This window comes from Nonomuraea sp. B12E4 (genome assembly GCF_039871825.1).
Classification (GTDB): Bacteria; Actinomycetota; Actinomycetes; order Streptosporangiales; family Streptosporangiaceae; genus Nonomuraea.
In genome coordinates, this window is sequence record NZ_JBDPME010000016.1 from 161,433 (window position 1) to 178,761 (window position 17,329).

The 17,329-nt window shown below is 70.8% G+C and carries 18 protein-coding genes; 5 read left to right on the forward strand and 13 right to left on the reverse strand.

Annotation, left to right across the window (positions count from 1 at the left end; genetic code table 11):
- The first annotated feature begins 149 nt into the window (after positions 1-149).
- Complete coding sequence (locus ABGB18_RS31100; protein WP_347699179.1) at positions 150-797, forward strand: HD domain-containing protein; 648 nt, start codon at positions 150-152, stop codon at positions 795-797.
- Between the two features lie 101 nt (positions 798-898).
- Here ABGB18_RS31100 and ABGB18_RS31105 read toward each other — a convergent pair whose 3' ends face one another.
- The 7 genes from ABGB18_RS31105 to ABGB18_RS31135 all read right to left on the reverse strand — a co-directional run bounded on the left by ABGB18_RS31105 (position 899) and on the right by ABGB18_RS31135 (position 7,408).
- The gene (locus ABGB18_RS31105; RefSeq protein WP_347699180.1) at positions 899-2,584 is read right to left on the reverse strand and encodes a PQQ-dependent sugar dehydrogenase; all 1,686 of its coding nucleotides are present in this window, start codon (positions 2,582-2,584) and stop codon (positions 899-901) included.
- Positions 2,585-2,759: 175 nt separating this feature from the next.
- Positions 2,760-3,023 (reverse strand): hypothetical protein, encoded by a 264-nt coding sequence (locus ABGB18_RS31110; RefSeq protein WP_347699181.1) that lies wholly within the window; start codon positions 3,021-3,023, stop codon positions 2,760-2,762.
- Positions 3,020-3,214, reverse strand: a complete 195-nt coding sequence (locus ABGB18_RS31115; RefSeq protein ID WP_347699182.1) for a hypothetical protein — start codon at positions 3,212-3,214, stop codon at positions 3,020-3,022. Before ABGB18_RS31115 ends, ABGB18_RS31110 begins: the two co-directional genes overlap by 4 nt.
- Before the next feature lie 26 nt (positions 3,215-3,240).
- Positions 3,241-3,483: an ABC-2 family transporter protein gene (locus ABGB18_RS31120; protein WP_347699183.1), complete on the reverse strand. Its 243-nt coding sequence runs from the start codon at positions 3,481-3,483 to the stop codon at positions 3,241-3,243.
- Between the two features lie 69 nt (positions 3,484-3,552).
- Positions 3,553-5,151: an AAA family ATPase gene (locus tag ABGB18_RS31125; protein ID WP_347699184.1), complete on the reverse strand. Its 1,599-nt coding sequence runs from the start codon at positions 5,149-5,151 to the stop codon at positions 3,553-3,555.
- A 121-nt stretch (positions 5,152-5,272) separates the two neighbouring features.
- Positions 5,273-5,548: a hypothetical protein gene (locus ABGB18_RS31130; protein ID WP_347699185.1), complete on the reverse strand. Its 276-nt coding sequence runs from the start codon at positions 5,546-5,548 to the stop codon at positions 5,273-5,275.
- Positions 5,549-5,764: 216 nt separating this feature from the next.
- Complete coding sequence (locus ABGB18_RS31135) at positions 5,765-7,408, reverse strand: ABC-F family ATP-binding cassette domain-containing protein (RefSeq protein WP_347699186.1); 1,644 nt, start codon at positions 7,406-7,408, stop codon at positions 5,765-5,767.
- Positions 7,409-7,708: 300 nt separating this feature from the next.
- On the opposite strand from ABGB18_RS31135, the gene ABGB18_RS31140 reads away from it, so the two are divergent.
- The 4 genes from ABGB18_RS31140 to ABGB18_RS31155 all read left to right on the forward strand — a co-directional run bounded on the left by ABGB18_RS31140 (position 7,709) and on the right by ABGB18_RS31155 (position 12,409).
- Entirely contained in the window at positions 7,709-8,530 is an 822-nt protein-coding gene (locus tag ABGB18_RS31140) for a helix-turn-helix transcriptional regulator (protein ID WP_347699187.1), read from the forward strand.
- A 174-nt stretch (positions 8,531-8,704) separates the two neighbouring features.
- Complete coding sequence (locus ABGB18_RS31145; protein WP_347699188.1) at positions 8,705-10,255, forward strand: HAMP domain-containing sensor histidine kinase; 1,551 nt, start codon at positions 8,705-8,707, stop codon at positions 10,253-10,255.
- Positions 10,256-10,343: 88 nt separating this feature from the next.
- Positions 10,344-12,008, forward strand: coding sequence for a helix-turn-helix domain-containing protein (locus ABGB18_RS31150; RefSeq protein WP_347699189.1), 1,665 nt, complete (start codon positions 10,344-10,346; stop codon positions 12,006-12,008).
- A 104-nt stretch (positions 12,009-12,112) separates the two neighbouring features.
- The gene (locus ABGB18_RS31155; protein WP_347699190.1) at positions 12,113-12,409 is read left to right on the forward strand and encodes a hypothetical protein; all 297 of its coding nucleotides are present in this window, start codon (positions 12,113-12,115) and stop codon (positions 12,407-12,409) included.
- Between the two features lie 184 nt (positions 12,410-12,593).
- Here the strand turns inward: ABGB18_RS31155 and ABGB18_RS31160 are convergent, their stop codons facing one another.
- The 6 genes from ABGB18_RS31160 to ABGB18_RS31185 all read right to left on the reverse strand — a co-directional run bounded on the left by ABGB18_RS31160 (position 12,594) and on the right by ABGB18_RS31185 (position 17,179).
- Positions 12,594-13,478: a TIGR03620 family F420-dependent LLM class oxidoreductase gene (locus ABGB18_RS31160; protein WP_347699191.1), complete on the reverse strand. Its 885-nt coding sequence runs from the start codon at positions 13,476-13,478 to the stop codon at positions 12,594-12,596.
- Between the two features lie 97 nt (positions 13,479-13,575).
- Entirely contained in the window at positions 13,576-13,908 is a 333-nt protein-coding gene (locus tag ABGB18_RS31165; RefSeq protein WP_347699192.1) for a metalloregulator ArsR/SmtB family transcription factor, read from the reverse strand.
- Between the two features lie 195 nt (positions 13,909-14,103).
- On the reverse strand, positions 14,104-14,256 hold the full coding sequence (locus ABGB18_RS31170) for a hypothetical protein (protein ID WP_347699193.1): 153 nt from the start codon (positions 14,254-14,256) through the stop codon (positions 14,104-14,106).
- 343 nt (positions 14,257-14,599) lie between these two features.
- Positions 14,600-15,466 (reverse strand): DMT family transporter, encoded by an 867-nt coding sequence (locus tag ABGB18_RS31175; RefSeq protein WP_347699194.1) that lies wholly within the window; start codon positions 15,464-15,466, stop codon positions 14,600-14,602.
- Between the two features lie 263 nt (positions 15,467-15,729).
- Entirely contained in the window at positions 15,730-16,641 is a 912-nt protein-coding gene (locus ABGB18_RS31180; protein ID WP_347699195.1) for a hypothetical protein, read from the reverse strand.
- Between the two features lie 115 nt (positions 16,642-16,756).
- Positions 16,757-17,179, reverse strand: a complete 423-nt coding sequence (locus ABGB18_RS31185; RefSeq protein WP_347699196.1) for a hypothetical protein — start codon at positions 17,177-17,179, stop codon at positions 16,757-16,759.
- Positions 17,180-17,329: the final 150 nt, after the last annotated feature.

The following is a 17,329-nucleotide window of genomic DNA, read 5'->3' on the forward strand; positions in this document are numbered from 1 at the left end:
CGTAGGCGTACACGATGACGGAACGTGCTTTCACTGACACGTTCCAGGTTAACTATGTCCAGATTTGTGGGATTCATGGCCCGTGGGACATGGCCCCTCCAACCGGCGGACGGGCAGGCTGGAACCATCATGGGTTGGAGGAACCTCACATGTCAGTGCAGGAAAAGTCCGTCGCGGGCGTCGCCGTACCGGACACCAGGATCGCCGCGGAGGCCACCGAGCTGGTCAGGGACACCACGTCCGAGCTGATCTACAACCATTCGCGCCGGGTCTACTGGTTCGGCAGCCTTCAGGGGCGCAACCGCGGCCTGAGCTTCGACCCGGAGCTGGTCTACGTCGGGGCCATGTTCCACGATCTGGGGCTGGACGAGAGGTTCCGCGGCAGCGGCCGGCGCTTCGAGGTGGACAGCGCCGACGAGGCCCGCCGGTTCCTGCAGAGCAGGGGCGTGCCCGAGGACAGCGTGCGGCGGGTGTGGACGGCCATCGCCCTGCACACGACGCCCGGGATCCCGCAGTTCATGGAGCCCGAGGTGGCGCTCGTCACAGCCGGGGTGGAGTACGACGTGCTCGGGATCGGATACGACGACCTCAGCGACCAGGAGCGCGCCGAGGTGGTCGCCCTGCACCCGCGTCCCGACTTCAAGGAACGCATCCTGCGGGCCTTCACCGAGGGCATCGCCCCGCGGCCGGAGACGACGTTCGGCAACGTCAAGGCCGACGTGCTGGAGCACTTCGTGCCGGGGTTCCGGCGCGGGGACTTCGTGGAGACCATCCGGGGCTCTGCCTGGCCCGAGTAGTCAGGGCGAGCCGGCCCCGCGGCGGGCGGCCGGAAGGGGCCGAGAGGCTCCACGTGCCCGCCGCCGCGGCTGAGTGGCGACGGGCGTGAGCGCGGGCCGGATCAGGAGCTTGAGCACTGGTAGCCGGAGGGCATCCCGGAGCTGCCGCTGGGGCGGCTCACCTGGAAGCCGAAGGAGGTGCTCTGGCCGGGGGCGAGCGTGCCGTTGTTGGGGGTGTTCCTGACCGTGACGATCTGCGGGCCGGGGGTGATCACGGCGTTCCAGTAGCCCGTGGTGGTGTGCCCGCTGGGCAGCGAGAACGTCACCGTCCAGCCCGTGGTCGTGGAGGTGCCGGTGTTGGTGACCGTGACGGGCTGGACCACGTAGCCGGTCTGCCACTGGGACTGGGTGGTCGCGGTCACCGTGCACCCGCCGGTGCCGCCGCCGGGCGAGGTGGTGACCATGACCGTGTTGGACACGGGGGACAGGTTGCCCGCCGCGTCGCGGGCGCGGACCTGGTAGCGGTAGGTGGTGCTCGGGGACAGCCCGGTGTTCGTGAACGAGGTGGTCGCCGAGGTGCCCACCTGCGTGAAGGTGCCGCCCGACGAGCCCGGCGCGCGCAGGACGTTGTAGCCGCTCACCCCGACGTCGTCGGTCGAGGCGCTCCACGACAGCGTGGTGCCGGCCGCCGTGGTCCCCGAGGCGGACAGGTTGCCTGGCGCGGTGGGCGCGGTGGTGTCGGTGCCGCTCGTGGCCGGCGGGACGCGGATGACGCGGTCGTCCTGGGCCACCGGAGAGCCGCGGCCGTCCCGGTTGCTGGTGGTCACCCAGAGCCAGCCGTCCGGCCCGACCGCCACCCCGCGCAGCCGGCCGTAGGCGGACTGGAGCTCGGCCAGCGGCGTGCCCGGCGTGCCGTTGCCGGTCAGCGGCACCGTCCAGAGCCGCTGGCCGCGCAGTCCCGCGGCGAAGAGCGTGTTGTTGGCGTAGGCCAGGCCGCTCGGTGACGCCTCGGCGGTGGTCCAGGTGACGATCGGGTTGCGGAAGGAGCTGTTGCCGCAGTTGCCCTCGCACGTGGGCCAGCCGTAGTTGCCGCCCGCGACGATCTGGTTGATCTCGTCCCAGGTGTTCTGGCCGAACTCGGTGGCGTACATCCTGCCCTGGCCGTCCCAGGCCAGGCCCTGCACGTTGCGGTGGCCGTAGCTCCAGACGCGCGAGTTCGTGAACGGGTTGCCGGAGGGGATGCCGCCGGTGGGCGTCATGCGCAGGATCTTGCCCGCGGGGCTGTTGAGGTTCTGGGCGTTGGCGGTGGTGCTCGCGTCGCCGGTGGCCACGTACAGCATGCCGTCCGGGCCGAAGGCGATGCGGCCGCCGTCGTGGATGGTGGCGCTCGGGACGCCGGAGAAGATCACCGTCTGCGTCTGGGGGGCGCTGAGCTGGAGCCTGACCAGGCGGTTGTCGCCGCTGGTGCTGGTGAAGTAGGCGTACACCCAGCCGTCCTGGGCGTAGGAGGGCGACACCGCGATGCCGAGCAGGCCGCTCTCGCCCGAGGCACTCACCCCGTTGATCATGGCCGCCTGGGTGGGCGCTTGGCCCGGGCGCACCCGCATGATCCGGCCGGTGTTCCGTTCCGAGGCCAGCGCGCTGCCGTCCGGCAGGAACGCCAGGGCCCAGGGCACCTGGAGGCCCGTGACGGACACCTCCGCCCTGGCGAAGTCGAAGCCGCCCACCACCTGGGCGCGTGCCTCGGGGACGTTGATCACCAGTGCGAGCAGAGCCAGGATCAGGGCCGGGATGACACGGGCGCGCATGGCGGACTCCTTGACCGGATCACCGTGGGCGGACGCCTGCACCGTAGGCATCGCGGTCACCAGACCTCAATCATCACGGCCGGCACGATCCCGTGATCTGCGGTGATGACCACGCGACCGTGAAAGTTTCAACGACGTGCCCGGGCCGGCGTCCCGGCCCGGGCGGCTTCGAGGGTCAGGGGCGGGGGACCGCGATGCCGCCGTAGCGGTCCCAGCCCCGCGAGATGCGGTCGTGGTAGAGGTCGGCCTCGGCCGCGTCCCGGACCCAGTCCCACTCGCCACTCGCCGCCGGCGTCGGGTAGGCCCGCATCTGCCGGGCGACGCGCTCGGCGTCCTTCTCCTTGAGCACCGACTTCGACAGCGCCGAGGCGACCTGCTTCGCCGCCCGCTTCCCGTAGGTCCTGGTCGCGAACTCTCGGTAGATCGTCTCCACGCTCACCCGGGGTCCTGCGTGGCCCTGGCCGGCGCGTACAGGTTGGTCTCGGTGGGCGTGCCGATGATGCGCGACTCGTCGTAGCGGTCGGTCCTGGCCACGTAGCCGATCACGTTCGGCAGCGTCTGGTAGTGGCGCAGCCGACCGACGTGCTCCTCCGGCCACGCGTTCGCGATCTTCCCCCCGATGGAATTCAAATCTTGACGAAGTTAATTGTGCGGCCCTAGTGCCTGACGCTCTGGTAGCGGTCGAGCCGGCGCCGCCACACGCGGTACGCCGGCACGATCAGCGCCACCCGCAGCACCGGCGCGGCCGGCGCCCAGGGGCTGTCCAGCCTGCCCAGGATGACGCTCACCGGCACGTACGCCACGAAGGCGACCGGCGGCACGAAGGTGAGCAGCCACTCGACCACCCCGCCGAAGATCTTCACCGGGTACGAGCCGAACTTGCTGAAGACGTCGTTCATGAAGACCCGCAACGGGAACGTTTTTCCCGGAGCAGCGCGATGGCTCGGCGTGCAGCCGGCGGGCACCCGTCAAACGCGCAGAACGGTGACCTGGCGGCCGGACGGTGTGGTCGCCTGCCCGAAAGCGCCTCGTTCCTTCCAGGACGGGGCTTCGGGGCGCCGGTCGAAGATCGCCAGTACGCCGGTGGAGAGGGTGAGCCGGTCCAGGTACCGGTCGAGCTGTGAGAGTCCATCGGGCAGCGGGTCGTTCTCGCCCGCTCGCCAGACCTTCAGCTCCATGGCCTCCCGCTGCACCAGCCGATCGCCATCCGGGCCGGTGTAGGGCCAGCGGACCAGCACGTCAAGGCGCTTGGTGCCCGCGGCATATTCGCGATCGAGCTGGCCTCCGCCGTTGACCAGCCGATGCAGGAAGGCCATGAGGATGATCTGGCAGGCGGCCTCGTGGTAGCCCTCCTGCCGGATGAGCACCTCGCCGTGCTCGCGCCAGAACACGACGAACTCCTCCAGCAGGCGGGGCAGGTCGAAACGGCCGTCCGGCAGTACGAAGCTGTGCGGGTCGGCCTTCACGAATCGCTCCGTGCGCTGGCCCAGGACCCGTAGCAGGACCTCTCGATAGATCGGGTTGGCGATCTCCAGGTCTCTGGTCCCCCGGATGAGGCCCAGATCATGGGCATAGGAAATGTCGTCGTCGAAGGAATTATCCGTGTCCGGCCACATTCCCGCCATGATCGGTTCGATCACTCGTTCCACCCGGGGTTCGCGCAGCCGGGCCACCAGGGCGTCCAGATGGGTGGCGCGCTTCCGGATCAACCGCTCCTTGGCATCTTCCACCTGCCCGTCGGTGATGGCACTGGTCGTCCCCATCTGGAGGATGATCTCAAAGGCGAGGGCGTTGACCAGCCATGGTTGTCCCTGTGTCAGCTCGAAGACCCGGTCCACCGCATCCTTGGTGAACTCCTGGCCGGTCGCCTGCGTGTGCTGGTCGTACAGCTCGGCGATCTCGTCGGCGGTGAAGTCGCCCAGGCGCAGCGACTCGGCGACGATGTTGAACGGGCTGGCCGGATTCGCCTGGCCGGGTTCGCCACCCGAGGCGACCTTGTAGTCACGCAGGTCGCGCAACCCGCACAGCACGACGGACGCGGGGAACGGACGGCCCTCATGCCGCGCGTTGTGGCCGTCGCGGAGCTGGCTGAGGATGCTGACCATGCTGTTGCCCTGCAGGGCGTCGATCTCGTCGAGGAACAGCACCACCCGGCGCGGGCAGCGGCGGCACCACTCGCTCAGCGCCGAACCGAACCGGCTGCCCGGCGTGACCTGAGGCCAGGGATCCGGCGGCAGCAACTCCTCTGGCCATCCCGTCCGCGCGGCGGCTTCGCGGAGGGAATCCAGCAGCAGCGACTCCGCCCACCCGACGTCGTCGCCGGCCGACTTCGCGCGCTCGCAGGAGAACATCAGAGCGGCGACGTCGCCCTCGGCGGTGAGCTCGGACGCCAGGGTGCGCAGCGCGGTCGTCTTACCGGTCTGCCGGGGCGCGTGCAGCACGAAGTAGCGGTCCATCTCGATGAGCTCGCGCGCCTGCGGGAGCCGCTGCGTTGGGGGCAGCATGTAGTGGTGCTGAGGGCCACACGGGCCGGTGGTGTTGAAGTATCTCGCTCGGGGTGGCCGCATGGTCACATTCTGCCACTGCTCTGAGTTGGGCAAGTCGAAAGCCCTCAAAGTCGGGGGCCGTGCGACTCCTTTCAACGGGGGTGATCCCGCCCTGACGGGCAGGGCGGGATCACGCGGGTGTTCAGGACCTGATCTCGTACACGGCGGTGGTGCCGCTCACCTCGTTGCCGACCACCAGCAGCGGGGAGCGCGTCGGGCTGTCGTGGGCATCGATGAACAGCACGCCCCTCGGGGCCGGCCCTTGGCGCGCAGCCGGTCCTCCTTGCCGTTCCAGGCCCGGAACCCGGCGGTGCGTACGGTGCCGCGCCGCACGGCCGGCGGCCGTCTTGTTCTCCGCCTGCTGGGCCACCGCAGCGGGGTGCTGGTACGCATGGGGCGGAGTGTCACGATATTTCATGACCTAATGGCGCCGCCCAGATGATCGGCACCTGAACCACAACTTTCGACTCCGTGACTTCTTGAGTCCGGCTCACCTCCTCCGCCGGCGGCACTAGCCCTCGCCATCCCGGAAGGCCGCTTCACGTGTCCCTCGCCATCCCGGAAGGCCGCTTCACGTGTCCCTCGCCATCCGCGACGCCGGGTGAAGAGTCCCTTCGCCATCCTGGCGGCCGGTTCAGGTGTCCTCGGCCGTCGGGGCGCCGGTTTCCCGGAGCAGCCCGTCGGCCAGGGCCAGCCGCCGGTTCAGGTCGATCTCCGCCAGGAACCGCTCGTCATGGCTCACCACTACGAACGCCCCCTCGTAGGCGGCCAGCGCGCTCTCCAGCCAGGCGACGCCGGCCAGGTCGAGGTTGTTGGTGGGCTCGTCCAGCAGCAGCAACTGCGGGGCGGGTTCGGCGCACAGGACGCAGGCCAGCGTGGCGCGCAACCGCTCGCCGCCGGACAGCGCGCCGACCGGCAGGTGCGCGCCGGAGCCGCGGAACAGGAACCGGGCCAGCAGGTTCATCCGCTCGGCCGGAAGCATGCCGGGGGCGAACGCGGCCAGGTTGTCGGCCACGCCGCGGTCGAGGTCCAGCAGGTCCAGCCGCTGCGACAGATAGGCCACCCGGCCCTCGGCACGCCTGACCCGCCCCGCCGACGGGGCCAGCGTGCCCTCGATCAGGCGCAGCAGCGTGGACTTGCCAGCGCCGTTCGAGCCGGTCAGGGCGATTCGCTCGGGCCCGCGGATCACCAGGTCGACCCCGGGTCCGGCGAACAGGTCGCGCTCGCCGTACCGGGCCTGCAGGCCCTCGCCGGTGAAGAGGGTGCGGCCCGCGGGGACGTGCGTGCCGGGCAGCTCCAGCACGATCTGCTGCTCCTCGCGCAGCGCCCGGCCGGCCTCCCGCAGCCGGGCCTGAGCCTGGCCGACCCGGGCGGCGTGCGTCTCCTGGGCCTTGCCCGCCGACTCCTGGGCGCGTCGCTGCATTCCGCCCGCGACGATCTTGGGCAGGCCGGCGCTGCTCAGGTTGCGGGCGGCGGTGCTCGCCCGGCGCGCGGCCCGCTCGCGGGCCTGCTGCATCTCCCGTTTCTCCCGCTTGACCTCCTGCTCGGCGTGGCGCACGGTCCTCTCGGCGGCCTCCTGCTCGGCCCGTACCGCCGCCTGGTAGGAGGTGAAGTTCCCGCCGTAGAAGCGGACCTCACCGCGGTCGAGCTCGGCGATACGGTCCATCCGGTCCAGCAGCGTACGGTCGTGGCTGACCAGCAGCAGGCAACCGGTCCAGTCGTCGAGCACGGCGGTCAGCCGGCGCCGCGCCGCCAGGTCCAGGTTGTTGGTCGGCTCGTCCAGCAGCAGCACGTCGGGCTGCTTGAGCAACTGGGCGGCCAGGCCGAGGGTGACCACCTGACCGCCGCTGAGCGTGGACAGCCGCCGGGTGAAGGCGAGCTCGGCCAGGTCGAGGCGGTCGAGCTGGGCGCGCGTGCGCTCCTCGATGTCCCAGTCGTTGCCGATCGTGGTGAAGTGCTCCTCGCTGGTGTCGCCCGCCTCGATGGCGTCCAGCGCGCGGATCACCGGGGCGATGCCCAGCACCTCGGCCACACTCAGGTCCCCGTCGAAGGGCAGGCTCTGCGGCAGGTAGCCGAGCACGCCCTGGACGGACACGGAGCCGCCGGTGGGCCGCAGCCGCCCGGCCATCAGTTTGAGCAGCGTGCTCTTGCCGGCGCCGTTCGGCGCGATCAGACCGGTACGGCCCGCGCCCACGGTGCAGGACAGATCCTCGAAGACCGGGGTGTCGTCGGGCCAGGCGAACGACAGGTTGGAGCAGATGACGAATGCGTCGGACATGTCAGAGACCTCATATGCGACACCGGGCACGCCGCGGCCGCCCGGCATGGGGACATGGATTCGGGGAACGACGAAACGGCCACAGCGGCTGCGTGCTCACACGCCCGCCGAAGGCCGATCACGTCCGGGTATCACCCGGAGATGTCGTCGTCACCCACCATGTCTGGATCTCCCTGATTCCGATCACGTGCGCCCGCCAGGATACCGGACGAATTCCGGTGCTCCGGCCTCGCCAGGTAGTGGGGTGCGTAGGAGTCGCGCGGTCACCTTGCCCGGGAAAATCCGTCGTACGGTGACGAAATGGACAGCAGCAAGCTCCTTGGCGACTTCCTCCGGACCTGGCGTGAGACCCTCGCACCCGCCCGCTACTCCAGCGAGCCCGGCAGGGAGGCGGTCGCCATGCTGGCCGGGATCAGCACCGCCTCCTACACCCGGCTGGAGAACGGGACAGAGCGCCGCCCGTCGGAACGGATCCTCGGCTCCCTCGTACGGGTGCTGGAGCTGAGTCCCGACGCGGCGGAGCGGATGTGGGCGCTGGCCCGCCCGCTGCTGCATCCTCCGCCGGAGCCGAACGCGGGGGTCCCCGCCTGCCTGCGATGGCTGATCGACGGCTGGACCGACACGCCCGCCCTGGTCTGCGACCGACGGATGAACGTGCTGGCCGCCAACCACCTGGGCACCGCACTGCTGGACGGCCTGGAACACCTCGACCACCTGTTCGGCCCGATGCCCCGGGACCCGGCCGCGCCGGGCCTGCCGGTCCCGGATCCGGACCCGGCGGTGGCGGGCTTCGCGCTGGAGCGTGATCACGGTTGCGGCGCCGGGGAAGCCCCGCGTGCCGTGCGGGCCGTGCCCGACGACCCCGTCCTGGCCGCGCTGGTCGGCGGGCTCCACCAGCGGAGCGACCCCTGCCGCCGGGGGGCGGGCCACGCCCTGGAGGGCGACGCCCACAAGATCAAGCGCATACGCCACCGCGAGGTCGGCCGGCTCACCCTGATCTGCGACGTGTTCGACGTGGAGCGCTTTCCCAGCCATCAGGTCGTCGTCTTCCAGGCCGAGCCCGGCAGCCCGTCCGAGCACGCGCTCGCGCTCCTGGCCAGCCTCGCCGCCACCTCGTGCTGAGCCCCACCTCGTGCTGAGCCGGGCGGCGTGCTGAGCCCCGCGGCCCACCTGACAGCTCGACCCGTACCCACGTCTTCGGCGCTCACCTGACATCCGCCTTCGCGATCAGGCGCCGCCACATCCGGCGCGCGCCCCGCAACGGCCGCGCCACGCTCCCTCGGCGAGAGGAAAACCGTGACTGCGATCCGCTACCCTCGATCCCTCCGCGGGCGTTCCACCCTGGCCGCGTCGTTGCTGGCCCTGGCCGTCCTGGCGGCACTCGGCGCCGCCGCGTCGCTGGGCATCCGCCACACCCTGTCCGAATACGCCTACGCCCAGGCCGAGCAGGTGGCCGGCCAGTGGAGTGCCGCCGCCCGTGCCGTCCCGGCCCGGGCGCTGCCCGACCCGCTGCCCGCCTCCGGCGACATCGACCTGGTCCAGATCGTCGGCGACCAGGGCACCGTCCTGGCCGCCAGCACCGCCGCCCGTGGCCGGCCCGCGCTCACCCACGTCCGCCCCGCCCCCGACGGCCCCGTCAGACTCATGCACGGTGACGGGCGGATGGTCGTCGCCGTCCGCACCGATCCGGCGCCGTCCGCCCCGGTCGTGCTGGCCGGGCAGGCCGTCCCGTCCCTGCTCCACGAGCACTACCTCGAATACCTGCTGGCCGCGCTGGTCCTCGCCCTGGCCGCCGGTGCCGGGGTCATCACGTGGGTCGCCATCGGCCGCGCCCTGCGCCCGGTGGCCGCCATCCGTTCCCACATGGCCCAGATCACCGTCAACGACCTGAGCCGCCGCATGCCCGTGCCGCCCGGTGACGAAGAGGCCGCCGATCTCGTCCGTACCGCCAACCACACCCTCGCCCGGCTGGAGGAGGCCCTCGCCCAGCAGCGCCGCTTCGCCGCCACCACCTCCCACGAGCTGCGCAACCCGCTCGCCGGGCTGCGGGCCCAGCTGGAGGACGCTCTCGACCACCCCGAGGACACCGACGCCCGGCACACCCTGCGAACCGCGCTGAGCACGACCGACCGGATGGACGCGATCATCAACGACCTGCTCGCCCAGGCCCGGCTCCGCGCCGGGAGCGACCCCGCCGCCCACGAGGCCATCAACCTCACCCAGCTCCTCACCCAGGAGGCCGCCCAGGTCAACGGCAACCGGCGTGCCAGGGCCGTGACCAGGACGAAGAGTGCGACCAGCTTCGCCGCCGACGCCGGACTCAAGGAGCGTACGAGCCTGCGCGGGACGTACCTGGGTGACTCCGACCGGTTGGGCGGGCAGGTCAAGTCGGTCGGCCGGCCCACCCCGGTCCGGCTGCACACGGACGGCGACGTGTGGGTCCGCGGCTCGCGTATCCAGCTCATCCGGGCCCTGGCCAACCTCGTCGGCAACGCCCGCCGGCACGCCGCCACCGGCGTGGACATCACCCTCACCGCCACCGGAGGCCAGGCCGTCATCGCCGTCACCGACGACGGCCCCGGCATCGCGCCCGGCGACCGCCAGCGCGTCTTCGAGCGCTTCACCCGCCTCGACGACGGCCGCCGCCTCGACTCCGGCGGCAGCGGCCTGGGCCTGGCCATCACCCGCGACATCGCCGCCGGGCACCGCGGCACCCTCACCCTGGAGGACTCGCCCAGGGGCGCCCGATTCGTCCTGCGCATCCCGCTCCTCGACCCGCCGGCCGGTCCCGCCGCCGACGTACCGGAGCGCGAAAGCGCGCGGGGGTGGCCGGCGAAATATTTTTGAACGTGTTCACTCGCGCGGGGTAGCATGCAGGCACGTGCCTGGTTCGAGCTTGGGGAAGCCGGTGGCCGGAACGTCACACTCTGAGGACTTGGCGCAGCTCTTACGCGACCTGAAGGAGCGCAGCGGGCACAGCTACGAATGGATCGGCCGGAAGGTCAACGCGAGCAAATCAACGGTTCACCGCTACTGCTCGGGCGAGTCCATCCCGCCGAGCTTCGGGATGGTCGAGCAGATCGCCCTGGCGTGCAAGGCGAGCCGAGCCGATCTGATCCGCCTGCACCGCCTCTGGGTGCGCGCGACCGAGATACCGGCGCGAGCCGCCCCTGCGGACCCTGCCCCCGCCCCTGACCCGCGCGGTGAGGAGCCGGTGGCCCTGGAAGCCGCGATGCCGAGTGCCGCGCACCGGGCCGGCGGGACGTTGGACCGGGTGCTGGCCGCGCGACGCTGGCAGAGGCTCTTCTTCGCGAGCGCGGGCCTGGTCGTCGTGTGTTTCCTGGTGGTGACGGCCAGCGCGGCGCGGACCTCGGAGCAGCTCGGCGGCGGGATGCAGCGGGTCACCGGCCCCAGTTGGGTCCGGCCGCCGGCCCCTGTGCCGGACACCCTGTTCGGGGTGACCATCAACAGCGCCACGGGCGCCATGCCGGACTTCCGGATGGGCGCGGTCCGCCTGTGGGACAGCGCGACCCGATGGTCCCAGCTCCAGCCGCGGCGCGGCGAGTTCGACTGGTCGACGCTCGACCGCCACGTACGGGGCGCGCGCGAGGCGGGCCTGCCGGTGCTCCTGGCCTTCGGCGGCACACCGGGCTGGGCCAGCCCCACCGGCCCCGCGGCGCCCTATCCGGACGGCGCCCGGGCCGCGCCCCCCGACGACCTGGCCGACTGGGACGCCTTCGTCAAAGCCGTGGTCAAGCGCTACCAAGGGCGGATCGAGGCGTACGAGCTGTGGGCCCTCGGCAACGACCACCGGTTCTACTCGGGAGACGTGCTCAGCCTGGTGGAGCTGAGCCGCCGGGCCAGCGGGATCATCCGGGCGACGGACCCGCGGGCGACCATCGTGTGCCCCGGCATGGGCCGGCTGTGGACGCGTGAGGGCCGGGACGCGATGCACGCCTTCGCCCGGCTCGGCGGCTACGCGTACTGTGACGTCGCCAGCGTCAAGCTCTATCAGCGCTCCGCCTCCGACCCGCCGGAGACCATGCTGGAGCTGGTCGCCTCCATTGACCGCCTGCTGCACGAGGCCGGGGTGCACCCGCGCGTCTGGAACACCGGCACCACCTACACGATCCGGCTCGACGGCCGGCTCGACGCCACGACCGCGCGTAACTACGCCGCGCGCTTCTACCTCGTCGGCCTCTACGCCCGCGACCTCAATCTCGAACGCATGTACTTCTACAACTGGGGCAGCACCAAGATCCCCGTTGTGCTGCAGGGCGAGGAGGGCCTGCCGACGTCCGCCGCGCTGGCCGTCGAGGAGTTGCAGCGCTGGCTCCACGGCGCCGCCAGCCGATCGTGCGGCCAGGGCAGGGCCGTCGGGCTTCCGGAGAACGTCTGGCAGTGCGAGCTCATCCTGTTCGCGGGCGACCGCGGGACGCACCCGGCGTTCGTGATGTGGACGATCAACGGGACCGCCGAGATCACCGCCAGGCCCGGGACGGACGCGGTGCGCCACCTCGACGGCACCCGGCGGAACGTCCAGCCAGGGGAGGCCATCACGCTGGGTGAGGAGCCGATCCTCGTCGAATACCGCCAGTGACGGCCGCCACCCCGGCCCCCGGAAACCGTTGATCCACACCATGGACCTATCGTGGGAGGTAGACAGCGCCATCGGGCCGAACCGGCGTCGCAGAGGAGGCTGGGATGAGGGATCACTTCGTCTGGGTGACGACGCGTCGCATCAAGCCGGGCGTGCTGGAGAAGTTCGAACGGGCGTGGCGCCCGGATCCGTACCCGGAGGGACTGCGCCAGGCGTACGCGTACTGGTCCGAGGACGGGCTGGAGATCACCGGAGTGTCCTTCTGGGACACGAGGGAAGCGTGTGACTCCTTCCGCGGCTCGGAGGCCGAGACGCGCCGCCGGACGGCCATGGCCCCCTACGTCGAGGAGGAGCGGGAGGGCTTCTACTTCGGCCGCGAGCTCGGCATCCCGGTGCACTGACCTGGGCATCCCGGTGGACTGACCGCATTGACGCCGCCCCGGCCAGGCGCGGCGTCATCGGTCGCCCTTTCCCGCATGGTGGACTATCGCCGCGACGGAGCGATCGACGTCGGTCTCGTCGGTGGACCGGTTGCGCACCCGCGCGGTGATCAGGAATGCCCGGGGATCCCCGCCGGCCAGTGGCTCACGAGCTGGGCAGGAGCGCGTCGGCGAGGCGGCGCCAGTGGGGCATGGCGGACTCACCCGGCTCGATCCCGACCACCTGCACGGCGACGTGGTCGGCCCCGGCATCGACGTGGGCGTGCAGTTTCCGCGCGATGGCGTCGAGATCGCCCCAGAACACGAAGTCGTCGACCAGCCGGTCGCTGCCGCCGCCCGCGATCTCCTCCTCCGAGTAGCCCAGGCGGCGGAACTTCGCGACGTTGTACGGGGCGCCGAGATAGGGGCGCAGGTGCTCGCGCGCCATCGCCCGGGCCCTGACCGGGTCGGACTCGAACAGCACCGGGTGCTCGACCCCCAGGAACGCGTCCGGCCCGAGAACCTCCCGCGCCTGCGCGGTGTGAGCGACGTTGACGTGATAGGTCTGCGCACCGGCGGCGCGGTCACGAGCCAGTTGGAGCATCTTGGGACCGTAGGCGGCCAGGATCCGGCGCATCGGCGCCTTGGGCAGGGGATTGACCGTCTCGATCGCGTCCAGCTCGTCGAGATATCCGGCCATGGCCGCCAGCGGCTTGGCCGCGGAACGCTGCTTCCCGCCGAACCCCAGGCCGAGCACGTGCCGGTCAGGGTAGGCGTCGGCGAGCAGGAGGGCGGCGCCGTAGGTCCACCGGCTCTCGCGCGACCAGATCCGCGCGATGCCGTTGACGACGCTCATCCGCTCGGTGCAGGCCAGCAGAAAGCCCGCGTGCGTGAGCGCCTCCCGCCCGAGCAACTCGGGAATCCACAACGCCCGCCACCCCAGCTCCTCCAGCTCCTGGGCCGACTCACGCAGCCGCGCCGCCGGTTGGTGCTCGAAGTCAAAGGTATAGATCCCGTACGTGCCGAGGTCCATGCCATCAATGCCGCTCATCGAAACGTCTCCTTCATCACCTATGACATTCGCATCACCATATCGTAGATTGTCGATATGTTTGACAGGCTCCCACCCGGGAGGTCGCGCGGTTCGGCTACAGAGTTCGGCCCAGGGTGGCGACGAGCCGGGCGATGCGCTGCTCGTCACGCTTGTAGTGGGTCCACTTGCCCACGCGCGTGGCCCGCACCAGCCCCGCCCGCTGCAACTCGGCCATGTACGCCGACACCGTCGACTGCGCGAGCCCCACCTTCGCCTTGATGTGGCTCACGCACACCCCCACCTCGACCGGGTCGGCGATGGCCCCCTCCAGGGAGAAATGGCGCTCGGGCTCGCGCAACCACGACAAGAGCTGCAACCGTGTCGGGTTGGCCAGCGCCCGCAACGCGTCGACCAGCTCGGAATCCATCGACACCTCGATCTCCGTCATGGTCCAGATGATACTGACCGAGGAATCGAGGTACGTCGATATGACCGGCTCCACATACTCTCACGCAGGGGAGCTGATCATCCCCCTTCTCGCGCCGCCCGTCCCGCCCCGTGCGTCGACGTACCACGATGGCCCGCCAGAACGACCCCCTCGATCCCCATATGACCAGACTCTATGGCCGTACGCCGGCCGCCTTCAGTCGCGGACCTTGCGATAGGCGTCCTTGAGGCTGATCCGGCCGTCCCGGAACCGCCACAGGTCGATGCCGTGCTCGGGGCGCCGGGAGTTGCCGGGCGGATCCGCCCACCACGGCCGTCGTTCTGCGTGCGGCCCGATCGAACACGGCACGTATCACGGGGTGCCGCAGAGGGTTCACGTCGTTCTGCCGGTCAGCGGCCGCCGTCGCGACGGCTTCAAGGCTGGTCGGACCGCGAACGCGGCGGCGGCCCCTTCCGCGTCTGCCGTGGGCACGGAAGCGACACGTTCGTGTGCGGTCGCACGCCGGCCAGCAGGAGAAGCTGGCCGATCCACGCCTCAATGACGGAAGGCGAATCCGGTGGACGCTCCGTGTCTGTCATCTCGTCCCCTTTGAAAGGTCCGCGGGGGAGTCCTTGGCGTTGGACAGCTACCCGGACAGGCGAGGAGTAGCCACGGAATCGGCCGCGATCCCACGCGACCGGGACGACCGAGATCACCGCCGCTCCCCGCGCCGCCGCTGTGCCGGTTTGGCCAGGAACGGGGACCGGCCGAGGATGATGATGCCCGTCACCATCGCGACCAACCCGGCCACCTCACCCGCCAGAGCCTCCGGAGTGACCCGCAGCCGCTCGGAGAAGATCACGGCTCCGAGCACGATCCCGATGATCGGCTCGACGGCCGTGGTCGCCGGCAGCGAGATCTGGAGCGGGGCGGCGTCGAACGCGCTCTGGTTGAGGAGCAGCCCCACCACGGCGACGCACGGCAGGATGTACGGCTGCCAGTCGTCGAGCACACTCAACCCGCTGTCCAGGGTGAGCAGGAAACCGCGGGTCAGCACGTCCTGCAGCCCGTACAGCACCCCGGCCGCGGCGGCCAGCGACATCGCCTTGACCTTCAGCGATCGCCGAAGCCCGAGGGAGACCAGCGCCGTCGCGGCCAGGACCACCGGGAGCGCCGCGAGCCACCGCATGGAAAGCGGATCGGGAAGGTGCCCGCCGTGCGGTCGCCCGGCGAACAGGAACAACGCCACCCCGCCGCTCACCAGCACCGCGCCCAGTTGCAGGACGCGGCCGAACGGTTCCTGGTAGATGACGTGGGCCGCGGTGAGGGCGAACACCAGGTTCATCGCGAGCAGCGGCTCCACCTCCGCCACGTCCGCCTCCCGGAGCGCGATGGCGCCGAGGATCTGGCCACAGATCATCAGCCCGAACCCGGCGAGCCACGTCGGCATGCGCATGAGGTTGAGCAGCAGGCGCACGTGCAGCATTTCCTCTAGGGGCTCGCGATAAGCGGCGTGCTGCTGGGCGACGAAGCCGAGACCGAGCAGGCACGCCGCGCCCAGGGAAACCGCGATGATCAACAATGATGGCCCTCGCCGAGGTCCTGCCCGACAGGGCTGGGCACCGGGACAGGAAGGCTTCCCCCCATGCACTGATCGCCCATGCCCATTGCCAGAGACCTTCCCGGACAGCTTTGACCGAGCAGTCCTCTTGCTGCGGCCTTCCCCAAACGTCGCCGCTGTAACTAGGCGGCCCTGACCTGGTCCATCTCAACCGGGGGGAGCACCGGCCTGCGGCGGTCCCGGGCCGGTGACCCGCACGGACTCGGGGGCCTGGGCGCCCGTCACGGCGCGGCTTTCACGTCCTTGCCCGGGAGCAGGGCGGCGAGCATGACGGCGCCCGCCGTGATGGCCAGGAGATGCTGGATCACCGCCACGGCCGGCTGCTCGAGCGGCACGTAGTCACCTGGCCGCAGTATCGCCATCGGCAGCTTCCAGGCACTCCATGCGAACAGCGACCCCGTGCCGACGAACGCCAGCGACAGGAAGACCCACGACGGCCCCCTGCCCGCCACGATTCGCCGTGTCCCCCACACCGCGACGAACGCCCAGATCGCCGACGTGGCGTTGAGCAGCCGGGCGTTGAGATCCAGACCGCCGGAAGCCAGGCCGAGCGTCCCTCCGGCGGTCCAGAAGAGCCACAGTGCTCCCAGCGCGCAGGCCGCCACGTACGCGGCGAGCAGCCGTCCCGGCCGGCCGGTCCTGGGCTGGTCGAGGAAGGCGGACGGCCAGCGTTCGCGCATGTAGATCGGCAGGCCGACGGCCGTCCCGGCCGCCATCCCGGCGAACCCGATCGACATGAAGATCGCCTCCCAGGCGGGCATCGTGCTCCCGCCCTCGTCCCCGCCTCCGCCGATCACGGTGCTGACCGCCAGGTAGGGCAGCATCGGGACCAGGAAGCCCGCGCCCAGCCAGCCGAAGAAGACCAGCGGCGGGCCCGGGACCCGGCGGCCCCAGCGCTGGGCGAGCGCCAGGCCCAGCACGATCCCCACCGCCGCCATCGCCACCGTGAGCGCGTTGAGCAGGATCCAGTCGGTCGTGTCGGCCCTGATCCGGGGGTCGCCCTGCCCGAGGAGCAAGCCGGCCACCCAGGTCACCTTGACCACCAGGTAGAGCGACATCGTGGCCGCGGCCCCGTATCCCGCGAACTTGCGTACGGCACTCCACCGCGCGGCGATCTCCGGTTCTTGATCCATACGCGAGAGCATCGCCCCGGTCGTGGTCGCTTCCGTAATGCGTCTCAGCTCCCTCTCAGCCGGACCGCCGCCGATCCGCCGAACTGGTGGCGCTCGCCTGCTCGGGGACCGGGAGTCAGCGGTAGTTGTAGCCGCCCCAGCCGTAGCTGCCGCCGTGGCCGTAGCCGCCGCGGATGCGGAAGTCGTCCACGTCCCTGCCGAAGACGATCCGGTTGCCGTAGAAGCTCTTGGAGTTGAACCGCTTGTAGTGGTACCAGCGGCCGTCACGCTTGTAGTAGACGTCGAAGAAGCTGTAGTCACGGTCGTGGCGGTCACGGTCCCACATCCGGAAGTCCAGCCAGTAACGGCCGCCGCTCCTGCCCCACCGGTACTCGAAGCGGCCGTCACCGCGGTCGAAACGCTTCCAGGCGTTCGAGGAGGTCTGGGCGGCCGAGTCCGTGGTGGCCGTCGCGGCCGAGGCGGCCGGGGCGGCGGCGATCCCCGTGGCCACGGCACCGGCGAGAACGGTGCCGACGAGCAGCTTGGCAAGAGTACGCATCAGATTCCTCCGTTGGGTCGGCGCTCTCGGAACGCCGGATTTACCTTCGTTTCCGGTCGAGCCGTTGCTCGTGTTCCGGACAACGAGAACGGTAGATGCGGACCACCACCCCGCTCTGCGCACAACGACACACAAGGCGTCGAGCGTGCA

Coding starts and splice junctions, on each gene's coding strand:
- ABGB18_RS31100 (WP_347699179.1), top strand. CDS start 150: ATGTCAGTGCAGGAAAAGTCCGTCGCGGGCGTCGCCGTACCGGACACC.
- ABGB18_RS31105 (WP_347699180.1), bottom strand. CDS start 2,584: ATGCGCGCCCGTGTCATCCCGGCCCTGATCCTGGCTCTGCTCGCACTG.
- ABGB18_RS31120 (WP_347699183.1), bottom strand. CDS start 3,483: ATGAACGACGTCTTCAGCAAGTTCGGCTCGTACCCGGTGAAGATCTTC.
- ABGB18_RS31125 (WP_347699184.1), bottom strand. CDS start 5,151: ATGCGGCCACCCCGAGCGAGATACTTCAACACCACCGGCCCGTGTGGC.
- ABGB18_RS31130 (WP_347699185.1), bottom strand. CDS start 5,548: ATGAAATATCGTGACACTCCGCCCCATGCGTACCAGCACCCCGCTGCG.
- ABGB18_RS31135 (WP_347699186.1), bottom strand. CDS start 7,408: ATGTCCGACGCATTCGTCATCTGCTCCAACCTGTCGTTCGCCTGGCCC.
- ABGB18_RS31140 (WP_347699187.1), top strand. CDS start 7,709: ATGGACAGCAGCAAGCTCCTTGGCGACTTCCTCCGGACCTGGCGTGAG.
- ABGB18_RS31155 (WP_347699190.1), top strand. CDS start 12,113: ATGAGGGATCACTTCGTCTGGGTGACGACGCGTCGCATCAAGCCGGGC.
- ABGB18_RS31160 (WP_347699191.1), bottom strand. CDS start 13,478: ATGAGCGGCATTGATGGCATGGACCTCGGCACGTACGGGATCTATACC.
- ABGB18_RS31165 (WP_347699192.1), bottom strand. CDS start 13,908: ATGACGGAGATCGAGGTGTCGATGGATTCCGAGCTGGTCGACGCGTTG.
- ABGB18_RS31180 (WP_347699195.1), bottom strand. CDS start 16,641: ATGGATCAAGAACCGGAGATCGCCGCGCGGTGGAGTGCCGTACGCAAG.
- ABGB18_RS31185 (WP_347699196.1), bottom strand. CDS start 17,179: ATGCGTACTCTTGCCAAGCTGCTCGTCGGCACCGTTCTCGCCGGTGCC.